Below are 15,081 nucleotides of genomic sequence, written 5' to 3'. Positions count from 1 at the left end.
AGCACGCCTCCGCTCGGCTCAGCCGAAGACCCAGGAGTTGTAGTTGGAGCGATGCCTGTTCGTGTGACCGGTCCGCTCCTGCTGGGCCAGGTACTTCTCGAACGTGTCCCACACCCCTCCCGGTTGCAGCTTCGCTCCGTAGGTGTCGAGCGCCGCGGGCCACCCCAGCTGCTGGATGCCGTGCGCCATCATCTGGTGGTGCATGGACAGGCCGTCGTACTCGGAGCGCTCCGCCTCGCGAGCGTACAGCGTGTCGCTGGCCTCGGACCGTCCCTCGAACTCGTGCGCCATCGCCCGGGCCTTCAGCGCGTCCGTGCGCGGCGTCTGCAAGGCATTGGTCAGCTCGAAGGCCATCATGCTCGCGCGGCGGGGCGAAGGACCGATGCGCTCCTGGATGAGGACCTGCCGCGCCAGGGGACTCCACGAGGCCAGGGGCGCATCCGCGTCCGTGTTCGCGGTGCTGATGTTGACCGACCCTTGCGACAGGATCTGCGCCACCCACTGCTGATAGATGGGATTGCGCAGGAACTCCTCGTGCGCCATGCGGTCGAACTCCGCGTAGCGCGACGGGTCCGCGTCCGGGACCTCGTCCTCGCTGTCACTCGTGCGCTGGACGACCGGCCCGCTCCCCCACGTCACCGCCGGCCCGGGCGCCGCCACCCGCTGCACGGCCGTCCCCCGGGCCCGTCCGTCGAACGCGCGCTGGAGCTGCATCTGCGCCTGCACCACCGGACGCTGGTTGAGGCGCTCCGCCAATGTCCCCAGCGCGCCACCGTCTCCCGCCCCCCGCGCCTCGCGCTGCACCGTGGAAGGGACACCCGACGAACGGACGCGTGGAGCGAAGCTGTGCATGACGGGAGACCTCGGGAGCGCGCACCACCACACGCGGTGCGCCCGGAATCATCCCCAACAGCTCCGACGCTGTCACATCCCCCACCCGCCCGCGCGAACACGCCACGCAGGCACGGCCCCCCCGTCGGATGGGCCCGCCCCGAACGAACGCACCACCCCGCCAGGTCCGTTCGCGTCCCCAACTCCAGAGCAGCCCTCGCGCCACCGCCTCGACCCGCGCGAGCCGACGTCCCGCATCACGCCTCGCGGAAGCCCACGTCACCTCGCGCGTCGTGGGCCTCCAGACGACATGAGCGCCTCAGGGCACGGACTTCGCCTCCGCCGCGCACTCCCGCTGATAATCCGCGAGCGTCCGCTGGAAGCGCTCCCGCTCCGCCTGGGGCCACGCCTCGTGGAGCTTCGTCACGGCCGCCTGCTGGTCCACCAGCGCCTCCGCGCAGCGCCCCGTGTTCCGCCACAGCGCCGCGGTGGTCTCCAGCACATAGGGGTTGTCCGGCGCCATCTGCCGGGCCGTCCGCGCCAGCGGCTCCGCCTCCGCGTAACGCCCCGCCTGCACGTGGTGCCACGCCAGCTCCCCCGCGGACCACCAGTACGCCGGCAGCAACACGTTCAGCCGGCGCAGGGCCTCCACGTAGTCCGGCCCCTCCGGCGTCTGGTCCGCGAGCATCCTCGCCAGATGCGTCCACGCGACGGTGCTCTCCGTGAACTGGTCTGCCCGCCTCCGCGCCAGCGCCAGCTCCTTTTCCGTCGTCATGCCGTCGAGCTGGAACCGCAGGAAGAGGTGGAACGAATAGGTGTACGCAATGGGATGGCCCGCGAGCGTCGCGGGTTGGAACCGCGTCTCAGACAACTGCTTCGCGACCGCCTCCGCATACCCCGTGACGGGGGACTCGAGCACGCGGAGGTCGCGCGCGAAGCCATCCGTGTCGACGCGCCCCTGGATGACGGCCACCTGCGGCTCCCGGGTCATGAACATCTCCCGGGGAGGATCCACGGGACGCGGCCCCTCGATACGCTGCGGCTTCTGGAAGTTCGCGCGCAGGTACGCGCAGGCCTCGAACACGTCCGCGACACAAGCGACCGAGAGCGACACCGACGCCTGCCGCACCTGGGCCTCCGTCGGCGCGCCCTTCAACAGGGCCACCGCCGACTCGAAGCCGGCGCGGGCCGCCTCCTGGGTCACGCCTCCACCCGCCTTGGGATTGAACAGCGTCGGAGGAACTGGCTGGAAGGCCTCCCGAGGCTCCGCCTCCGGGTCCAGATGATGCCCGAACGCACGGGAGAGCTGCCCGTGCCCCGCCGGAAGCGAGGGCACCCAGGAATGGGCACACCCCGTGGTCCACGCCAACACCGACACCAACAGCACGAAGGATTTTCGCATGCGCGCGGGAACCTACCGCGCCTCCTCAATCCCTTTCCAGACAGTCCCGCGTCAGGGATAGGTCATGCTCAGGGTCACCTGCCCGCGCAGCCGGGTGAGGCCCTGCTCGGACAGACAGCCCGCCTCGATGTCGCCGCGCGGGAAGGTGGCGGTGCGCACGGCGGTGGCGCCCTCGTACTTGCCCGACAGCACCGTGCCCGTCTGGGTGACGACCGTCACCGCCCCCTCGATGGAGACCCGCGAGCGCCCCATCAACAACGTCGAGGTCTCCGCCGTGTTCCACGTCACCACCTGCCGCCCCACGCCCGCGCGCGCCAGGTCCGCGCAGGAGATGCCGCGCGCCATGCTCGGCCCTCCCGACCCCAGCGTCGCGGACTTCACCGCCGAGCCCAGCACCGCCACGCAGTCGCTCATCCGCGCGGAGAACGACACCACGCTGTCCCCCGGCGTGTTCCGCACGCCCCGCTCGTAGCGCGCCTCCGCCTCGCCGCTCGAGCACGTGAGCAACAACCGCTCCGTGGGCCGGGGCCACAGCGCCGCCTCCTCCACCGTCGGGCCCGTCAGCCGTCCCACGTCACCGCAGGTCAGCAGCTCGGAGAGCAGGACGAGCCCCACCCCCCTCATGCCCCACGTCATCAGCGCGCTCATGCGGACGGCTCCGGCTCATGGCGACACCCCCGAAGAGGCCCCCGTGCGGGCTCCTCCCCATCGCGAGAGGCCTCCCGCCGGTATCGCGTTCACTCCGGAGATAAGGGAAAGCCCGTCCGCGGCCCACCCGCGCGGCGAGGCGGGGCGCGCTGATGGACGCTCACCCCGCCCCGCGAGACGAGCCCGTGTCGGGCACCCTCCACCGCCGCTGTCCGAGGCCAACTTCCGAGAAGGCGGTGCGTCCCCTCGCCCCGCGAGACGAGCCCGCAGGGGCCCGGCTCACGGCCAGGGGTTGGCGAAGCGCGGGTCCCGCGTGAACTCCACGTCCGTCAGGCTCTTCAGGAACGCGACCAGGTCCGCGCGCTCCGACTCCGCCAACTCGAACGGCCGCACCAGCGGGTCCTTGTTGGGGTTGGCGCGCCCGTCCCCCGACAGCGGCCCCTCCACCACGTTGCGCCCGCCGGCCATGTAGTGGTCGATGACCGCCTCCAGCGTGGCGATGCTGCCGTCGTGCATGTACGGCGGCGTCAGCTCCACGTTGCGCAGCGGCGGGACGCGGAAGCGCCCCTGGTCCACCGCGAGCTGCGTGAACTCGAACAGGCCCGTGTTGTCCGGCGGGTACGCGCCGCGCCCGTCCAGGTCATACAGGCCCGTGTTGAAGAACTGCATGTTCGGGAAGGTCGAGTCCTTCGACCGGAACGAGTTCGACAGGTGCCGCCCGCTGTGACAGTGGTAGCACTCCGCCCGCTCCCCGAAGAACAGCTCCATGCCCCGCTTCGCCGAGGCGGAGAGCGCCGTGTTGTCGCCCTGGAGGTAGCGGTCGTAGGGCGCGCTCCCGGACAGGAGCGTGCGCTGGAACGACGCCAGCGCCTTCACGACGGACGCCTTGCCCACCGGGTCCGCCTCGCCGGGGAAGGCGGCGCGGAACAGCGCGGGGTACTTCGCGTCGTCGCGCAGCCGCTGGAGCACCCCGTCCAGCTCGAGCGCGCCCAGCTCCGTGGGGTGCTCGTTGAACAGCGGCACCAGCACCTGCGCCTCCAGCGTGTCCAGCAGCGGGTTGGCCCAGGTGTACGTGCCCAGGTAGGCCACGTTCGCCAGCCCCGGCGCGTTGCGCGCGACGGGGTCGCCCGTGGAGCCCAGCGGCGTGGCCTTCCCGTCCGAGAAGGCCCGCGCCTGCTCGTGGCAGGAGACACACCCCATGGTGCCGTTGCCCGACAGGCGCTTGTCGTAGAAGAGGTGGCGCCCCAGCTCCACCTTCTCCGCGGACATGGGGTTGTCCTCGGGCACGTAGGGCTCCGGGAACCCCGGAGGCAGGCTCCACGCATAGGCCGGAGGAGGCTTCGTGCCCTCCCCGTCCCCACCCCCACAGCCGGCCACCAGCAGCACGCCCCCGAGGGCCGTCGCCTTCCATGCGCGGAGCATCGCCATCACCTCGTCGTCACCGGACGCGGAAGAACGTCGTGGGCACCGTCAGCGGACTGCCGTCCACGGAGAGCCCCACCTGCGAGAAGAGCGCCGGGCACTCCGGGTCGCTCGCGCTGGACATGCAGCCGGGCATCATGTCCGTGCGCCCGTCCGGCACGCGGTTGACGTCCGTCTGCGACAGCAGCCCCGCCACGTCCAGCACCACCTGGCTCTGCTCCGGGTCGAAGTCCGTCAGGGTGATGGTCGTCTGGCTCTCCGTCGTGCACGAGTAGCCCGACCCCACCGACCCCGTGCACCCCACCGCGCCCAGGTGGAAGAAGAAGGTCTCGTTCTCCTGCGAGCGGAGGTCCAGCTTCAGGAACTTGTAGCCCGTCTGCCACGTCCACCACATCGACGTGTTGCTCAAGGGCGGCGCCGCCAGCTCCGCGTCCAGGTGGTTCACCTCCGGGGGCACGCCCAGCTTGAACTCCAGCCGCGTGTAGTCGTCGTGCGCGGGCGCGGTGCCCACCACCTCGCGGCGCGTCGCCGCGTTCCCGCCGCGGCACAGGCCCGTGGCGTCCTCGAAGTCCAGCAGCGCCAGGCTCTCCAACTGATGGGTCCCCTGCTCCAGCTTCAGCGCCTGGCGCTCGCCGTTGGCGCGAATCAGCGTCACGTCGCGCACGAACATCTTGAAGTCCACCAGCTCGATGACGCCGCGCGACGTCCCGATGTCGGGGTAGCTCGTCCCGCAGAGGAGCGCCTCCCCCCGCACCTGGGGGCTGAAGCGGACCGTATAGGTCTTCGTGGCGACTTCGTCCCCACCGTCCTCCCCACCGCAGCCCAGGGAGAGCAGGGCACAAGGGACCAGCAGGCTCGCGGACTTCCAGACGGCGTTCATCGGCTCGACCTCCACACGGTGGGTGCGGGCAGTACACCCTGACAGGACCAGGGGTACCAGCGCCGGGGGGACTCCCGCGTGTGGCATGTTGTCGCGGCGGGAAGCCCCGCCGCGCCCCTGGCGACCCTCGCGTGAACGCCGCCACGCCCCGCACATATCGCGCCCCACGCACCGAGGACACACGTCGACCAGCCCACCCCACTGTCGGGTGGTGCGAGAGGACCTCGGGCGTGAGGGACGCTCCGGCTCGGAGCCGCTGGCTGGCGCGGGGCGACACCCCGGTCGGGACCTGCGCGCTCGGAAGGGGCCTCACGGGACTCGGGGGACCACGGACGTCACCGTCAGGCGCACGACCGCTCGGAGTCTGGGCGAGCAGCCGCGGGGGTCATGCGGAGACAGGAAGGCGCGGGGGCGCGCTCCGGCTCGGGCCGCGCGGCGAGGGGAGCCGCGAGGAGGAGGCTGACGCGCGCGGGCCTACTGGCAGGCGCCGCAGTCCGCGGCGCAACTGTCCGGCGTGGTGCCCGTGCCGCACTTCTCCGACACCTGGCAGACGCCGTCGCCGCACCGGTAGATGTCCTGGGGACGGATGCGCGTCACGATGGGCCGCGTGTACTTCACGCCGTTGTAGGTGCAATACGCGTAGAACTGCTTGCTGGAATCCGGCGAGCAGTGGTCCAGGCACGCCCCCACGTGGACGATGGTGGGCGCGCACGCCGCGTCGCCGCTCCACGAGGAGAGGCCGCAGGTGCGCACCGTGCTCTGGTCATAGGACAGGTAGCTGGTGTCGTTCGCCGCGAAGAGGCCCTGGTTGTTGAAGATGTTCCCGAAGAAGCACGCCTCCTTCTGGCTGTACGTCGCCAGCTCCTCCGCCGTGGTGGGGATGGCCGTGCCCGCGGCGTCCTTGCCCAGCACGGAGATGTTCACGTGCACCCCGTACTTGTTCGCGTGCGCCGCCAGGCACGCGGACACCGCCTGCTGCTCGTCCAACGTCGGCGGCACCGCCGTCCCGCCGAGCCCGGACCAGCCCGGCGCCAACCCCAGCGCGCCCTGCCACGTGTACGTCGTCCCCGCGTACGTGAAGGTCAGCGACTGCCCCTCCGCCATCGCGCAGCGGACCACGTAGCGCATCACCATCTCCGACTGCGCCGGGTTGGTGCCGAACCATGTCTTGAAACCATTGGTGGAGAGCCCATTCGTGCTCAAGCCGTTCGTCGACAATCCATTGGTGGAGAGCCCGTTCGTGCTCAGCCCGTTCGTGCTCAGGCCATTCGTCGACAATCCATTGGCCGACACGAGACCTCCCGCATGGGTGTCCACCGACTCGTGCGGGTCGACGCCGCCGATGTCCGCCGGGCCACAACCGATGGCCCCGGAGAGCAGCACAGGCAGCGCCAGGCGGGAGAGGACAGAGGAGAGAGAGGAGCGACGGGACGGCGAACGAGCAGCGAGCGACTGGGGCATGGAACTGCCTCCGCGTTGGGGGTAACCGCGAAAATTCCGCGGTCACGACAACGGGTAGTTCCTGCGGCTCGCTGTGACAGGTGTCCCTTCGTCCGATTTCCCCGAGGGGGTCCTGCGGAAAACACGGACACCGTGAGACGCCAAACGCTCGCGCGCTGTATCGACTCACGGTGGACTGTCTTTCGCGGCGATGACACACCGCGAGACGGCCATGAAACATTTCACCGGGCCGCGCGGCGGGCGTCGCGGGGCAGCGTCACGGTGAAGGTGGTGCCGTCGAGTTCGGAGGAGCGCACGTCCACGCTCCCGCCATGGGCGTGGACGATTTCCCGCACGATGAACAGCCCCAGCCCCAGGCCGCCGCGCCGGCGCCCGCCCTTGCCGGAGGCGGTGCCCGCCTGACGGAAGGGGTCGAACAGCGTGGCCAGCTGGGGCGCGGGGATGGGCGCGCCGGGGTTGTGCACCTCCACCACCTGGCGCGTGTCGAAGTCCAGGCAGCGCAGCAGCACGGGCGCGTCCTGGGCGCCGTGCTCCAGCGCGTTGCCCACCAGGTTGCTGAGCACCTGCGCCAGCCGGTCCGCGTCCCACAGTCCGTCCGCGCGACCGTCCACGTCGAACGCGATGTAGCGGTCCGGGTGCACCGCGGACAGCTCCTCCACCACCTGCCGGCACACGGTGGTGAGGTTGGCGGGCGCCACCTGGAGGGGGATGCCCCCGGACAGCCGGGCCCGGGTGAGGTCGAGGATGTCCGAAATCATCGTCCCCATCCGCTCCGCGCTCGCCTCGATGCGCTGGGCCAGCTGCTGCTGGGCGGAGCTGATGGCGCTGCGGCGGCGCAACGCCCGCGCGGACAGCGTTATCGCGTTGAGGGGGTTGCGCAGGTCGTGGCCGAGGATGCCGATGAAGCGCTCGCGGAACTCCGCCTCCTCCACCATCCGCTCCAGCGCGCGCTTGCGCTCGGTGATGTCCATCATCGAGCCAATCATCCGCGCCGGCCGCCCGGCCCCGTCCCGCGCCAGCACGCCCCGGTCCAGCACGTGCGCCCAGGAGCCGTCCGCCCGCAGGAAGCGGTACTCGGCCTGCCACGCGTCGCGCGAGGACGTGACGAACTCGCGCAGCCCCTCCGCCACCTGCTCGCGCTCGTCGGGGTGCAGCCGCGCGGTCCACCAGTCCAGGTCGTGCTCCGCCGCCTCGCGGCCGTAGCCGAACAGCTCCTCCTGCCCCGCCTCCCAGCGCACGCGACCGCTCGAAAGCTCACAGTCCCACAGCACGTCGTGGGTGGCGCGCATGGCCAGCCGGTAGCGCTCCTCCGCCTCGCGCAGCGCGGCCTCCGCCAGCTCGCGCTCGGTGCAGTCCATCACCACGCCCACCACGCGGTGGGGCCGCTCGCCCTCGTGGAAGCTCTGCCCCACCGCCTCGTACCAGTGCGTGGAGCCGTCCGCGTGTCGACACCGGAACTTCAGCGCGTACGCCCCGTCCGCGGCCAGCGCCTGCTCGATGCCGCGCGCCACCCGGGGGCGGTCCTCCACCACCACGCACGTCAGGAAGCTGGGCAAGGACCCGCCCAGCGCCCCCGGCGGCTGGCCGAAGAAGACGTCCGCCTCCTGCGACCAGGTCACCGCCCGGCGCGACTCCGTCCACTCCCACGCCACCATGCGCGCCTTGGACAGGGCCAGCCGCAGCAGCTCCTCGCGGGCCTGCAGGTCCCGCGAGCCCTCCAGCGCCCCTTCCGCGCGCCGGCGCGCCTCCCGCTCCCGCTCCAGCGCGTCGCGCAGCGCGGGCGCGTCCTCCGTGGAGGGCTCCAGCAACCACAGCGCCAGCCCCTCTCCCTCCTTCACCCCCACCGCCTGGAAGCGCGCCTCCAACCCGTCGCGCGAGAGCCGCAGCGGCACGGACAGGGGTACGCCCGTGGCCCACGTGCGCACGCAGGCCTCCAGGTCCAACCCCCGGGGGCCCTGCGCCTCCCAGCGGGACACACGCGGGGGCACATCCCAGTCGTGGACGAGGTGCTCCGCCGCCGCGTTGAGCGACGTCCATTCGAAGTCGAATACGTCTCCCACCGGCCCCCGCAGGGGCTCGAAGCGGATGCACGGCGCGGGATTTGCGGCATGGAGCGACCGTGCCAGGGAAGCCCCTGGCAAAGACGACAGGCTCACCATCGACTTCCCCCCGGCGAACTGCGCCCCACCAGTCCTGTGCACCGACCGGGGCACGGAAACGCGAGCTGGTGGAGAGTGCCATGTCCGAGGTGTCGCGAACTCGTCCTCGGGTACAGCCAAATCCGCAGTGCTCACCCGTAAGCACTGCGCGGCGAGCACGACGCACCCCGCGGCCCTGTGTCCCTGCCCTCGGCCGCGGCCCCCTTCCGCCTGCCACGATCCAGGAAAAGCACGCGGGCCGACACCTCGCCACTACCCTTTGGGGCAGGAAGGCCTGGCACCCACCCGTCGTCAGCCCTCCCGCGGGCGCGGCAGGTACACCGTGAAGGTGGTGCCGTCCTCGCGCGAGGACACCACGTCCACGCGCCCCCCGTGTCCCCGGATGATGTCGCGGACGATGTAGAGCCCCAGGCCGATGCTGCGCGTGGACTGGCCCTCGCGCAGCGCCCCGCGCGTCATGGGCTCGAACAGGCGGGACATCAGCTGCGCGGGGATGGGCTCGCCGCCGTTGTAGACGGCCAGCACGGCGGAGGGCCCCTCCGCGAAGGCGCGCACCCGCACCGGCGCGTCCGGGGGGCTGTACGCCACCGCGTTGGCCACCAGGTTGGACACCACCTGCGCGATGCGGTCCGGGTCCCACTCCCCCCGGGCCTCGGACACCTCCACCTGCACGTGGCGCCCCGGGTGCGCCAGCTGCACCTCGTCCAGCACCTGCTGCACCACGTCCTTCAGGTCCGTGGGCTGGCGGTGCAGCGCGATGCCGCCCCCCAGCCGCGCCTTGGTGAAGTCGAGCAGGTCGCGAATCATCCGCGCCGCGCGCTCGGAGGCCTGGCCGATCCGCTGCACCGCGCGGCGCTGCCCGTCGGACAGGTCGCCCTTCTTCTCCAGCAGGCCCACGGACATGGAGATGGCCGCCAGCGGGTTGCGCAAATCATGGGAGACGATGCCCACCAGCTGCTGTTCGAACTCCGAGCGCCGCCGCAGCTCCTCGTGCACGCGCCGCTCCTCGGTGACCAGCCGCACCCGCTCCAGCGCCTGCGCGCACGCGTGCGCCAGCGCGGAGAAGAAGGCCCGGTCCATCTCCGTGAAGGGCCGCGCCCGCGCGAACGACAACCCGATGGCCCCCAGCGCCCGCCCCTTCACCAACAGCGGCAGGGCGATGGCGGACTCGTGGATGCCGTGCGCGTTGAGGTGCGGGTAGCGCCCGCTCCACTCCTCGAGCGACCCCAGCCAGATGGGGCGCTGCTCGCGCACCGCCTCCGTGAGCGGCACCGGGTTGGACAGGGGGATGCGCCGCCAGCGCGACAGCACCGCCTCCGGGTAGCCCACCGCGTCCACGATTTCGAGCGCCTCGCCCGCGTCGTCGAGCAGGTTGACCGCGCCCGCCTTCGCGCCCGCGGCCACCAGCCCCTGCTCGAAGAGCGCGCGGCACACCTGCTCCACCGTGCCCGCCTCCGACAGGCGCGCGGTGAAGTCGCGCAGCCGGTCGATGTGGCCCGCCGCGCGCTGCGCCAGCTCCCGCGCCTCCGCCTCCTTCTGCCGCAGCAGCTCCGCCTGCTGCCGTACCTGGTGCTGCGCGCGGAACAGCTCCACGAAGACGGACACCTTGGAGCGCAGCACCTCCGGCGGGAAGGGCTTCTGCAGGAAGTCCACCGCGCCGGTGGAGTAGCCGTTGACCAGCTCCGTGTCGTCGCGCCCGTAGGCCGTCAGGAAGATGATGGGCACGTTGCGCGTGCGCTCGCGCTGCTTGATGAGCGACGCCGTCTCGAAGCCGCTCATCCCCGCCATGCGCACGTCCAGCAGGATGACGGCGTAGTCCTCGCGCAGGAGGAAGCGCAGCGCCTGCTCCCCGGACTGCGCCTTCGTCAGCCGCACGCCCAGCGGCCCGAGGATGGCCTCCAGCGACACCAGGTTCGCCGGGTTGTCGTCCACCAGCAGCACCCCGGGCACGTGCGCGCCCGTCGACGCCGCGCCCTCCGGCGCGGTCTCCGGAGGCGGCAGGAGGCTGGCGGCCTGGGGCGCGCCCACCGCCGCGCGGGGCCGGGCGCCGGGCCGCGGAGACCTGTCCGCCATCGTCTCAATCCCTTCGTGGAACATGTCGCGTGCACCTGGAGGTCGGGCGGTCCACCGTCGAGCGCGAAGGCCTGTCCATGGGACTCGAGGGCCCCCTGACATCCGCTTCGCGGGTCGGATTACACCGTGCCGGCAATCGGCTGGTGAGAACCGAGGAGCCAGGTGCCCCGCAAGCGTGCGCTATCCATCACTCGCCAGGTTCAATATCGGCCCTTCACTCCCAGGATGGGCAGGACGATGGGCAGCGACACCGGCTTCTTGGAGAGGGGCCTGCCGCCGCCGCCGTCGTACTCGAAGCTCACCGTCTCCTGGCTGATGGTGACGTTGAGCATGTCCAGGTACGCCTCCAGGTTGAAGGTGTCGTACACCCACGACTTGGACAGCCGCAGGTCCAGCCGCAGGAAGGGCGGGAGGCGGTCCACGCGGTCGCGGTCCACCTTCACCCACGACGGGCGGCCGGAGCTGTCCATGCCCTCGCGGTGCGTCTGGGTGCCCAGCGTGCCGTACTCCGGGCGGCCGGTGTTGAAGTGCAGCACGCCGCCCAGGGTGACGCTGTTGGAGAACTTGTAGCTGAGGACCAGGTTGAGGATGTGCGTCTGGTCGAAGGTGAAGGGCAGGTCCGCCGCCGCCTCGCCCACGACGTTGCCCTCCGCGTCGTAGCGGTGGAAGCGCGTGCGCCGCGTGCTGCGCTGGAGCGTGTACGACAGCCACCCGAACCAGTTGTCCCCCAGCGGGTGGCGGATGAGCAGCTCCAGGCCGTACGCCACGCCGTGGCTCTTGAAGTCCGGCAGGTCCAGGTCGTCGCGGCCGGGGATGCCCAGGTCGTCGTCCTCCAGGACCTGGGGCCCGCGGCGGCGGGGCCCGGGCTTGGGGAGCTGCGGGTCCACCTCCACGTCGTCGCCGATGCTCTCGTCCGAGAAGGGCGTCAGCTCGATGGTGCGCACCATGGGGTTGAAGTAGACGTCCACGCCCACGTCCAGCTGGCGCCACGCCTTCCACTCCGCGCCCATGGAGAACTGGGCGCTCTGCTGGAGCCCCAGGAACAGGCTGCCCACGTCCACCACCGGCAGGCTGATGAGCGACGTGGGCGGCTGGTGGAACAGCCCCATGCCGCCCTTGAGGACGAGCCGGTCGTTGAGCTGGTGGCGCACGGTGAGCCGCGGCTCCACCACGCGCCGGTCGATGCCGGGCGACAGGTGGTAGTTGTCCACGCGCAGGCCCGGCACCAGGGACCACCTGGGGTCGGGCCGCCACACCATCTCCGCCCACGCCCCCGCGAACGTCGCCAGCGCCACCGGGGTGACCTCGCCCTGCTGCGCGTCGGGGTTCTTCTCGAACAGGTCGACGATGGCGCGCTTGTGGTCCACGTCCGCGCCCGCCCGCAGGCCCACGTCCTTCCCCAGCGGCAGCGAGTAGCCGGCGCGCGCGGCCCACATGGACTGGTCGATGAAGATTTCCGTCGCGTCGTCCGGCGGGTTGCTGTTCACGACGCCGAAGCGGTCCAGCCCCCACGTGGCCGCCAGCTCCAGCTCGCCCGGGCCCACCGGGTGGCGGTGGCGCAGGTCCACGCGGTGGAAGGAGATGGACTGCATCGCGGTGTCGGCGAAGGCGTCCTGCGCCTCCGACCCGAAGGTGTCCGACGAGCCGAACGCGAACAGCCGCAGCTTGCCCTTCCCCACGTCCTGCTCCACCCGGAGCTGGTAGTCCCAGAAGTCGAGCACCACCTTCGGGTTGAGCCGTCCGGGCGCGGGCGGGTCTTGCAACCGGTTGGCCGCCAGCGCGATGAGCCACGGCGTATAGGAGTAGCGGCCCGCGACGCTGACGTTGGTGCCGGTGGACTTCACCGGCGTCTCCAGGAAGAAGCCCGCGTTGATGAGGTCCGCGTAGGCGCTGCCGTGCACGCGGTCGTCGCGCGGGCGCGTCAGCCGGCCCTCGATGGCGCCCCCCAGCAGGCGGCCGTACTGCGGCGGCGGCGAGCCCGGGAAGAAGTCGATGGCGTCGATGAAGTCCGGGTGGATGACCGCGGGGCCGAGGAAGAGGTGGAAGAGGAGCGGGACGCGGATGCCGTCCAGGAAGTAGCCGGTGGAGGACGGCTGGCTGCCGCGCACCACCGGGTAGGCCACGCCGGACAGCATGCTGCCCACGCCCGGCAGCAGCATGACGACGCGGAACGGGTCCCCCATGGTGCCCGGCACCTCGCGCAGCTCCGCGTCGTGCAGCGTGACGCGGCTGACCTCCGTGCGCTCGCGGTCCCCGCGCACCACCGTCTCGTACGGGTTGATGACGAGCGGCTCCAGCCCGTACACCACCTCCAGCGCCTCGCCGTCCTCCAGCGTCTCGCGGAAGTGGCCCGGCTTGTGTCCGGGAGAGGACACGCGCACGCGGTGCTCCCCCGCGGGCCAGCGCGCCTCGAAGCGGCCCTCCACGTCCGTCTGCACCGGCACGTCCGGCGCCCCCTCCGAAATCAACGTGGCGCCGACGATGGGGCGCCGGTTCCCCTTGGTGCGCACCTGCCCGCGCAGGGTGACGGGCCGCGACGCCAGCTCGCGGCGCTCGTCCGCGGTGAGCGGCGCCTCGAAGCGGTACTCGAAGAACACCCGCACCGCCACGGGGACGCCGTCCAGCGTGGCGGGCGTGAAGCGCAGGCCCGGCGCGGCGTGCAGCGCGGCGCGGTCCAGCAGCGGATGCACGCCGTCCACCAGCGTGGCGGACTCCACCTCCCCCGCGGCGTCCACCAGCAGCTCCAGCCGGACCACCCCCTCCACGCGCTCCCCCGCCAACGCGGGGGGATAGGGGGCGGGCGAGTCCCCGAGCAGCGCCGGGGGCAACAGCACCGGCCCCGCGTCCGCCGGGCCCTCCACCGTCCAGCCCGCGTCGGTGCGCAGCGCGTCCTCCTCCCGGGCCACGCCCGCGTCGGCGGGGTCGCCCCGCGCGGGGGCGGACGGGGGGACGGCCATGGCTCGCGCCGGCGCGAGGAGCACCCACACCAGCATCGTCAGGAGTGGACGGAGGCGACCCCCTCCCCACCGCGGTCCCCGAGGCATGTCCCTCAACGTGGCTCCAATGACCCCAGCCCCCATCCATGACGCCAGGGAGGCGACGGCGAGACAAGCACCCCGGCCACCCACGCCTCGCGGTAAGCGCTCCGGGCAACCTCGTGAACCCGGGTCCGTTCGCGGGCGGACGGCGGGCCCGGGGCGCGTCGCGGAGGCGACAGGGGCCTCATCCCTGGAGGCGGGAGGACAGGGACGCGCGAGCGCCCCACCTTCCCCCGCAGTTCGGAGCCCCACCTGATGCGCCTCGCCCCGCCCTGTCCCTGGTGCCGGATGGCCGCCGTCGCGCCATCCGTCTCGTCGTTGCGGGGGCGCGTGGCCTCCGGTGTGCCGTCCCGCGCGTCGCCCCCGCCCCATCCGGAGTGCGTCCCATGATTGCTCCGCCGACGCTCGACGTGGTGCGAGGGCGGATGCTCCAACTGCTGTTGTTGCTGCTGGCGGCCATGGCGCTGAGCCTGGTGCCGTCCGCGCTCGCCGGGGACTCCGCGGAGGACGCCGCGGCGCACGAGCACGGCGAAGGCGCAGACGCCGCGAGCCCCACCGGCGGCGGCTGTCCCTGCCCACCGCGCGGGCGCTGAGGGCGCGCCCTCAGCGCTGCGGCAGGATGGACGCGGCGACCTGGTTGACCAGCTTGAGCTGGCCGCGCGACATCCGGCGCAGCGTGCGCAGCAGCCGGCGCATCTCCGGCAGGTGGTCCTTGTCGCGCGAGTCCTCCTCCCACAGCCCCGCCCCCACCGACGCCGCCGTGACGAGCCCCAGCCCCACGTCCGCGGACAACTGCAGCGCCACGCACAGCCGGAACAGCGTGGGCACGCTGGGCATCATCCGCCCCCGCTCCATCCGCCCGTACACCTCCGACGCGATGCCGATGCGCTCGGCCACGTCCGCCTGCGTCAGCCCCGCGCGCATCCGCGCCGTGCGCGCCGCCTCGCCCACGCTCACCGCCAGCCGCCGCTCCAATTGCTGGCGCGAGGCCCGGGCCCGGTCGCTCGCGCTGCGCTTGCGGGGCCGCCTGCGTCGGGAAGCAGAACCTTCAGGGTGGGTCTTCACCGCGTCAACCTTGTGAGTGCGGGCCGAGGCCCCGACCTGCGCAGCCACAGGCCTGCCCCGGACGCGTGTCCATGCGGGCTTATAACCCGCCACGTCTTCTGG

The 15,081-nt window shown here is 72.1% G+C and carries 11 protein-coding genes; 1 reads left to right on the top strand and 10 read right to left on the bottom strand.

Annotated features, from left to right (window positions below; all coding sequences use genetic code 11):
- Positions 1–18: 18 nt before the first annotated feature.
- From LZ198_RS38510 to LZ198_RS38470, 9 genes are all read right to left on the bottom strand, one after another.
- On the bottom strand, positions 19–852 hold the full coding sequence (locus LZ198_RS38510; protein ID WP_253977145.1) for a hypothetical protein: 834 nt from the start codon (positions 850–852) through the stop codon (positions 19–21).
- Between the two features lie 298 nt (positions 853–1,150).
- Positions 1,151–2,233 carry a tetratricopeptide repeat protein gene (locus LZ198_RS38505; RefSeq protein ID WP_253977144.1) on the bottom strand — a complete coding sequence of 361 codons (1,083 nt, stop codon included), beginning with the start codon at positions 2,231–2,233 and terminating at the stop codon, positions 1,151–1,153.
- A 51-nt stretch (positions 2,234–2,284) separates the two neighbouring features.
- Entirely contained in the window at positions 2,285–2,881 is a 597-nt protein-coding gene (locus tag LZ198_RS38500; protein ID WP_253977143.1) for a hypothetical protein, read from the bottom strand.
- A 279-nt stretch (positions 2,882–3,160) separates the two neighbouring features.
- Positions 3,161–4,303 carry a methanobactin export MATE transporter MbnM gene (locus LZ198_RS38495; protein WP_253977142.1) on the bottom strand — a complete coding sequence of 381 codons (1,143 nt, stop codon included), beginning with the start codon at positions 4,301–4,303 and terminating at the stop codon, positions 3,161–3,163.
- Between the two features lie 16 nt (positions 4,304–4,319).
- On the bottom strand, positions 4,320–5,183 hold the full coding sequence (locus LZ198_RS38490; RefSeq protein WP_253977141.1) for an MbnP family copper-binding protein: 864 nt from the start codon (positions 5,181–5,183) through the stop codon (positions 4,320–4,322).
- 474 nt (positions 5,184–5,657) lie between these two features.
- Positions 5,658–6,644 (bottom strand): hypothetical protein, encoded by a 987-nt coding sequence (locus LZ198_RS38485; RefSeq protein WP_253977140.1) that lies wholly within the window; start codon positions 6,642–6,644, stop codon positions 5,658–5,660.
- A gap of 221 nt (positions 6,645–6,865) precedes the next feature.
- A complete protein-coding gene (locus LZ198_RS38480) occupies positions 6,866–8,704 on the bottom strand; it encodes a sensor histidine kinase (protein ID WP_253977139.1) in 1,839 nt (612 codons plus the stop codon).
- A 390-nt stretch (positions 8,705–9,094) separates the two neighbouring features.
- Positions 9,095–10,876, bottom strand: a complete 1,782-nt coding sequence (locus LZ198_RS38475; RefSeq protein WP_253977138.1) for a hybrid sensor histidine kinase/response regulator — start codon at positions 10,874–10,876, stop codon at positions 9,095–9,097.
- Positions 10,877–11,076: 200 nt separating this feature from the next.
- Positions 11,077–13,833, bottom strand: coding sequence for a TonB family protein (locus LZ198_RS38470; RefSeq protein ID WP_253977137.1), 2,757 nt, complete (start codon positions 13,831–13,833; stop codon positions 11,077–11,079).
- A 467-nt stretch (positions 13,834–14,300) separates the two neighbouring features.
- Here LZ198_RS38470 and LZ198_RS38465 point away from each other — a divergent pair, with 467 nt between their 5' ends.
- Positions 14,301–14,507, top strand: a complete 207-nt coding sequence (locus LZ198_RS38465; protein WP_253977136.1) for a hypothetical protein — start codon at positions 14,301–14,303, stop codon at positions 14,505–14,507.
- A gap of 10 nt (positions 14,508–14,517) precedes the next feature.
- On the opposite strand, the gene LZ198_RS38460 is transcribed toward LZ198_RS38465, so the two are convergent.
- Positions 14,518–14,889, bottom strand: coding sequence for a helix-turn-helix domain-containing protein (locus tag LZ198_RS38460; protein WP_253977166.1), 372 nt, complete (start codon positions 14,887–14,889; stop codon positions 14,518–14,520).
- Between the last annotated feature and the right edge of the window lie 192 nt (positions 14,890–15,081).

Source organism: Myxococcus dinghuensis, from assembly GCF_024198235.1.
Classification (GTDB): Bacteria; Myxococcota; Myxococcia; order Myxococcales; family Myxococcaceae; genus Myxococcus; species Myxococcus dinghuensis.
The sequence above is the reverse complement of the archived record's forward strand: the minus strand, read 5'-3'. Positions and strand labels throughout refer to the sequence as shown.

Bases quoted from the DNA above. Each gene is read 5' to 3' on its own strand.
- LZ198_RS38510 (WP_253977145.1), bottom strand. From the start codon at position 852: ATGCACAGCTTCGCTCCACGCGTCCGTTCGTCGGGTGTCCCTTCCACG.
- LZ198_RS38505 (WP_253977144.1), bottom strand. From the start codon at position 2,233: ATGCGAAAATCCTTCGTGCTGTTGGTGTCGGTGTTGGCGTGGACCACG.
- LZ198_RS38500 (WP_253977143.1), bottom strand. From the start codon at position 2,881: ATGAGCGCGCTGATGACGTGGGGCATGAGGGGGGTGGGGCTCGTCCTG.
- LZ198_RS38495 (WP_253977142.1), bottom strand. From the start codon at position 4,303: ATGCTCCGCGCATGGAAGGCGACGGCCCTCGGGGGCGTGCTGCTGGTG.
- LZ198_RS38490 (WP_253977141.1), bottom strand. From the start codon at position 5,183: ATGAACGCCGTCTGGAAGTCCGCGAGCCTGCTGGTCCCTTGTGCCCTG.
- LZ198_RS38485 (WP_253977140.1), bottom strand. From the start codon at position 6,644: ATGCCCCAGTCGCTCGCTGCTCGTTCGCCGTCCCGTCGCTCCTCTCTC.
- LZ198_RS38475 (WP_253977138.1), bottom strand. From the start codon at position 10,876: ATGGCGGACAGGTCTCCGCGGCCCGGCGCCCGGCCCCGCGCGGCGGTG.
- LZ198_RS38470 (WP_253977137.1), bottom strand. From the start codon at position 13,833: ATGGCCGTCCCCCCGTCCGCCCCCGCGCGGGGCGACCCCGCCGACGCG.
- LZ198_RS38465 (WP_253977136.1), top strand. From the start codon at position 14,301: ATGATTGCTCCGCCGACGCTCGACGTGGTGCGAGGGCGGATGCTCCAA.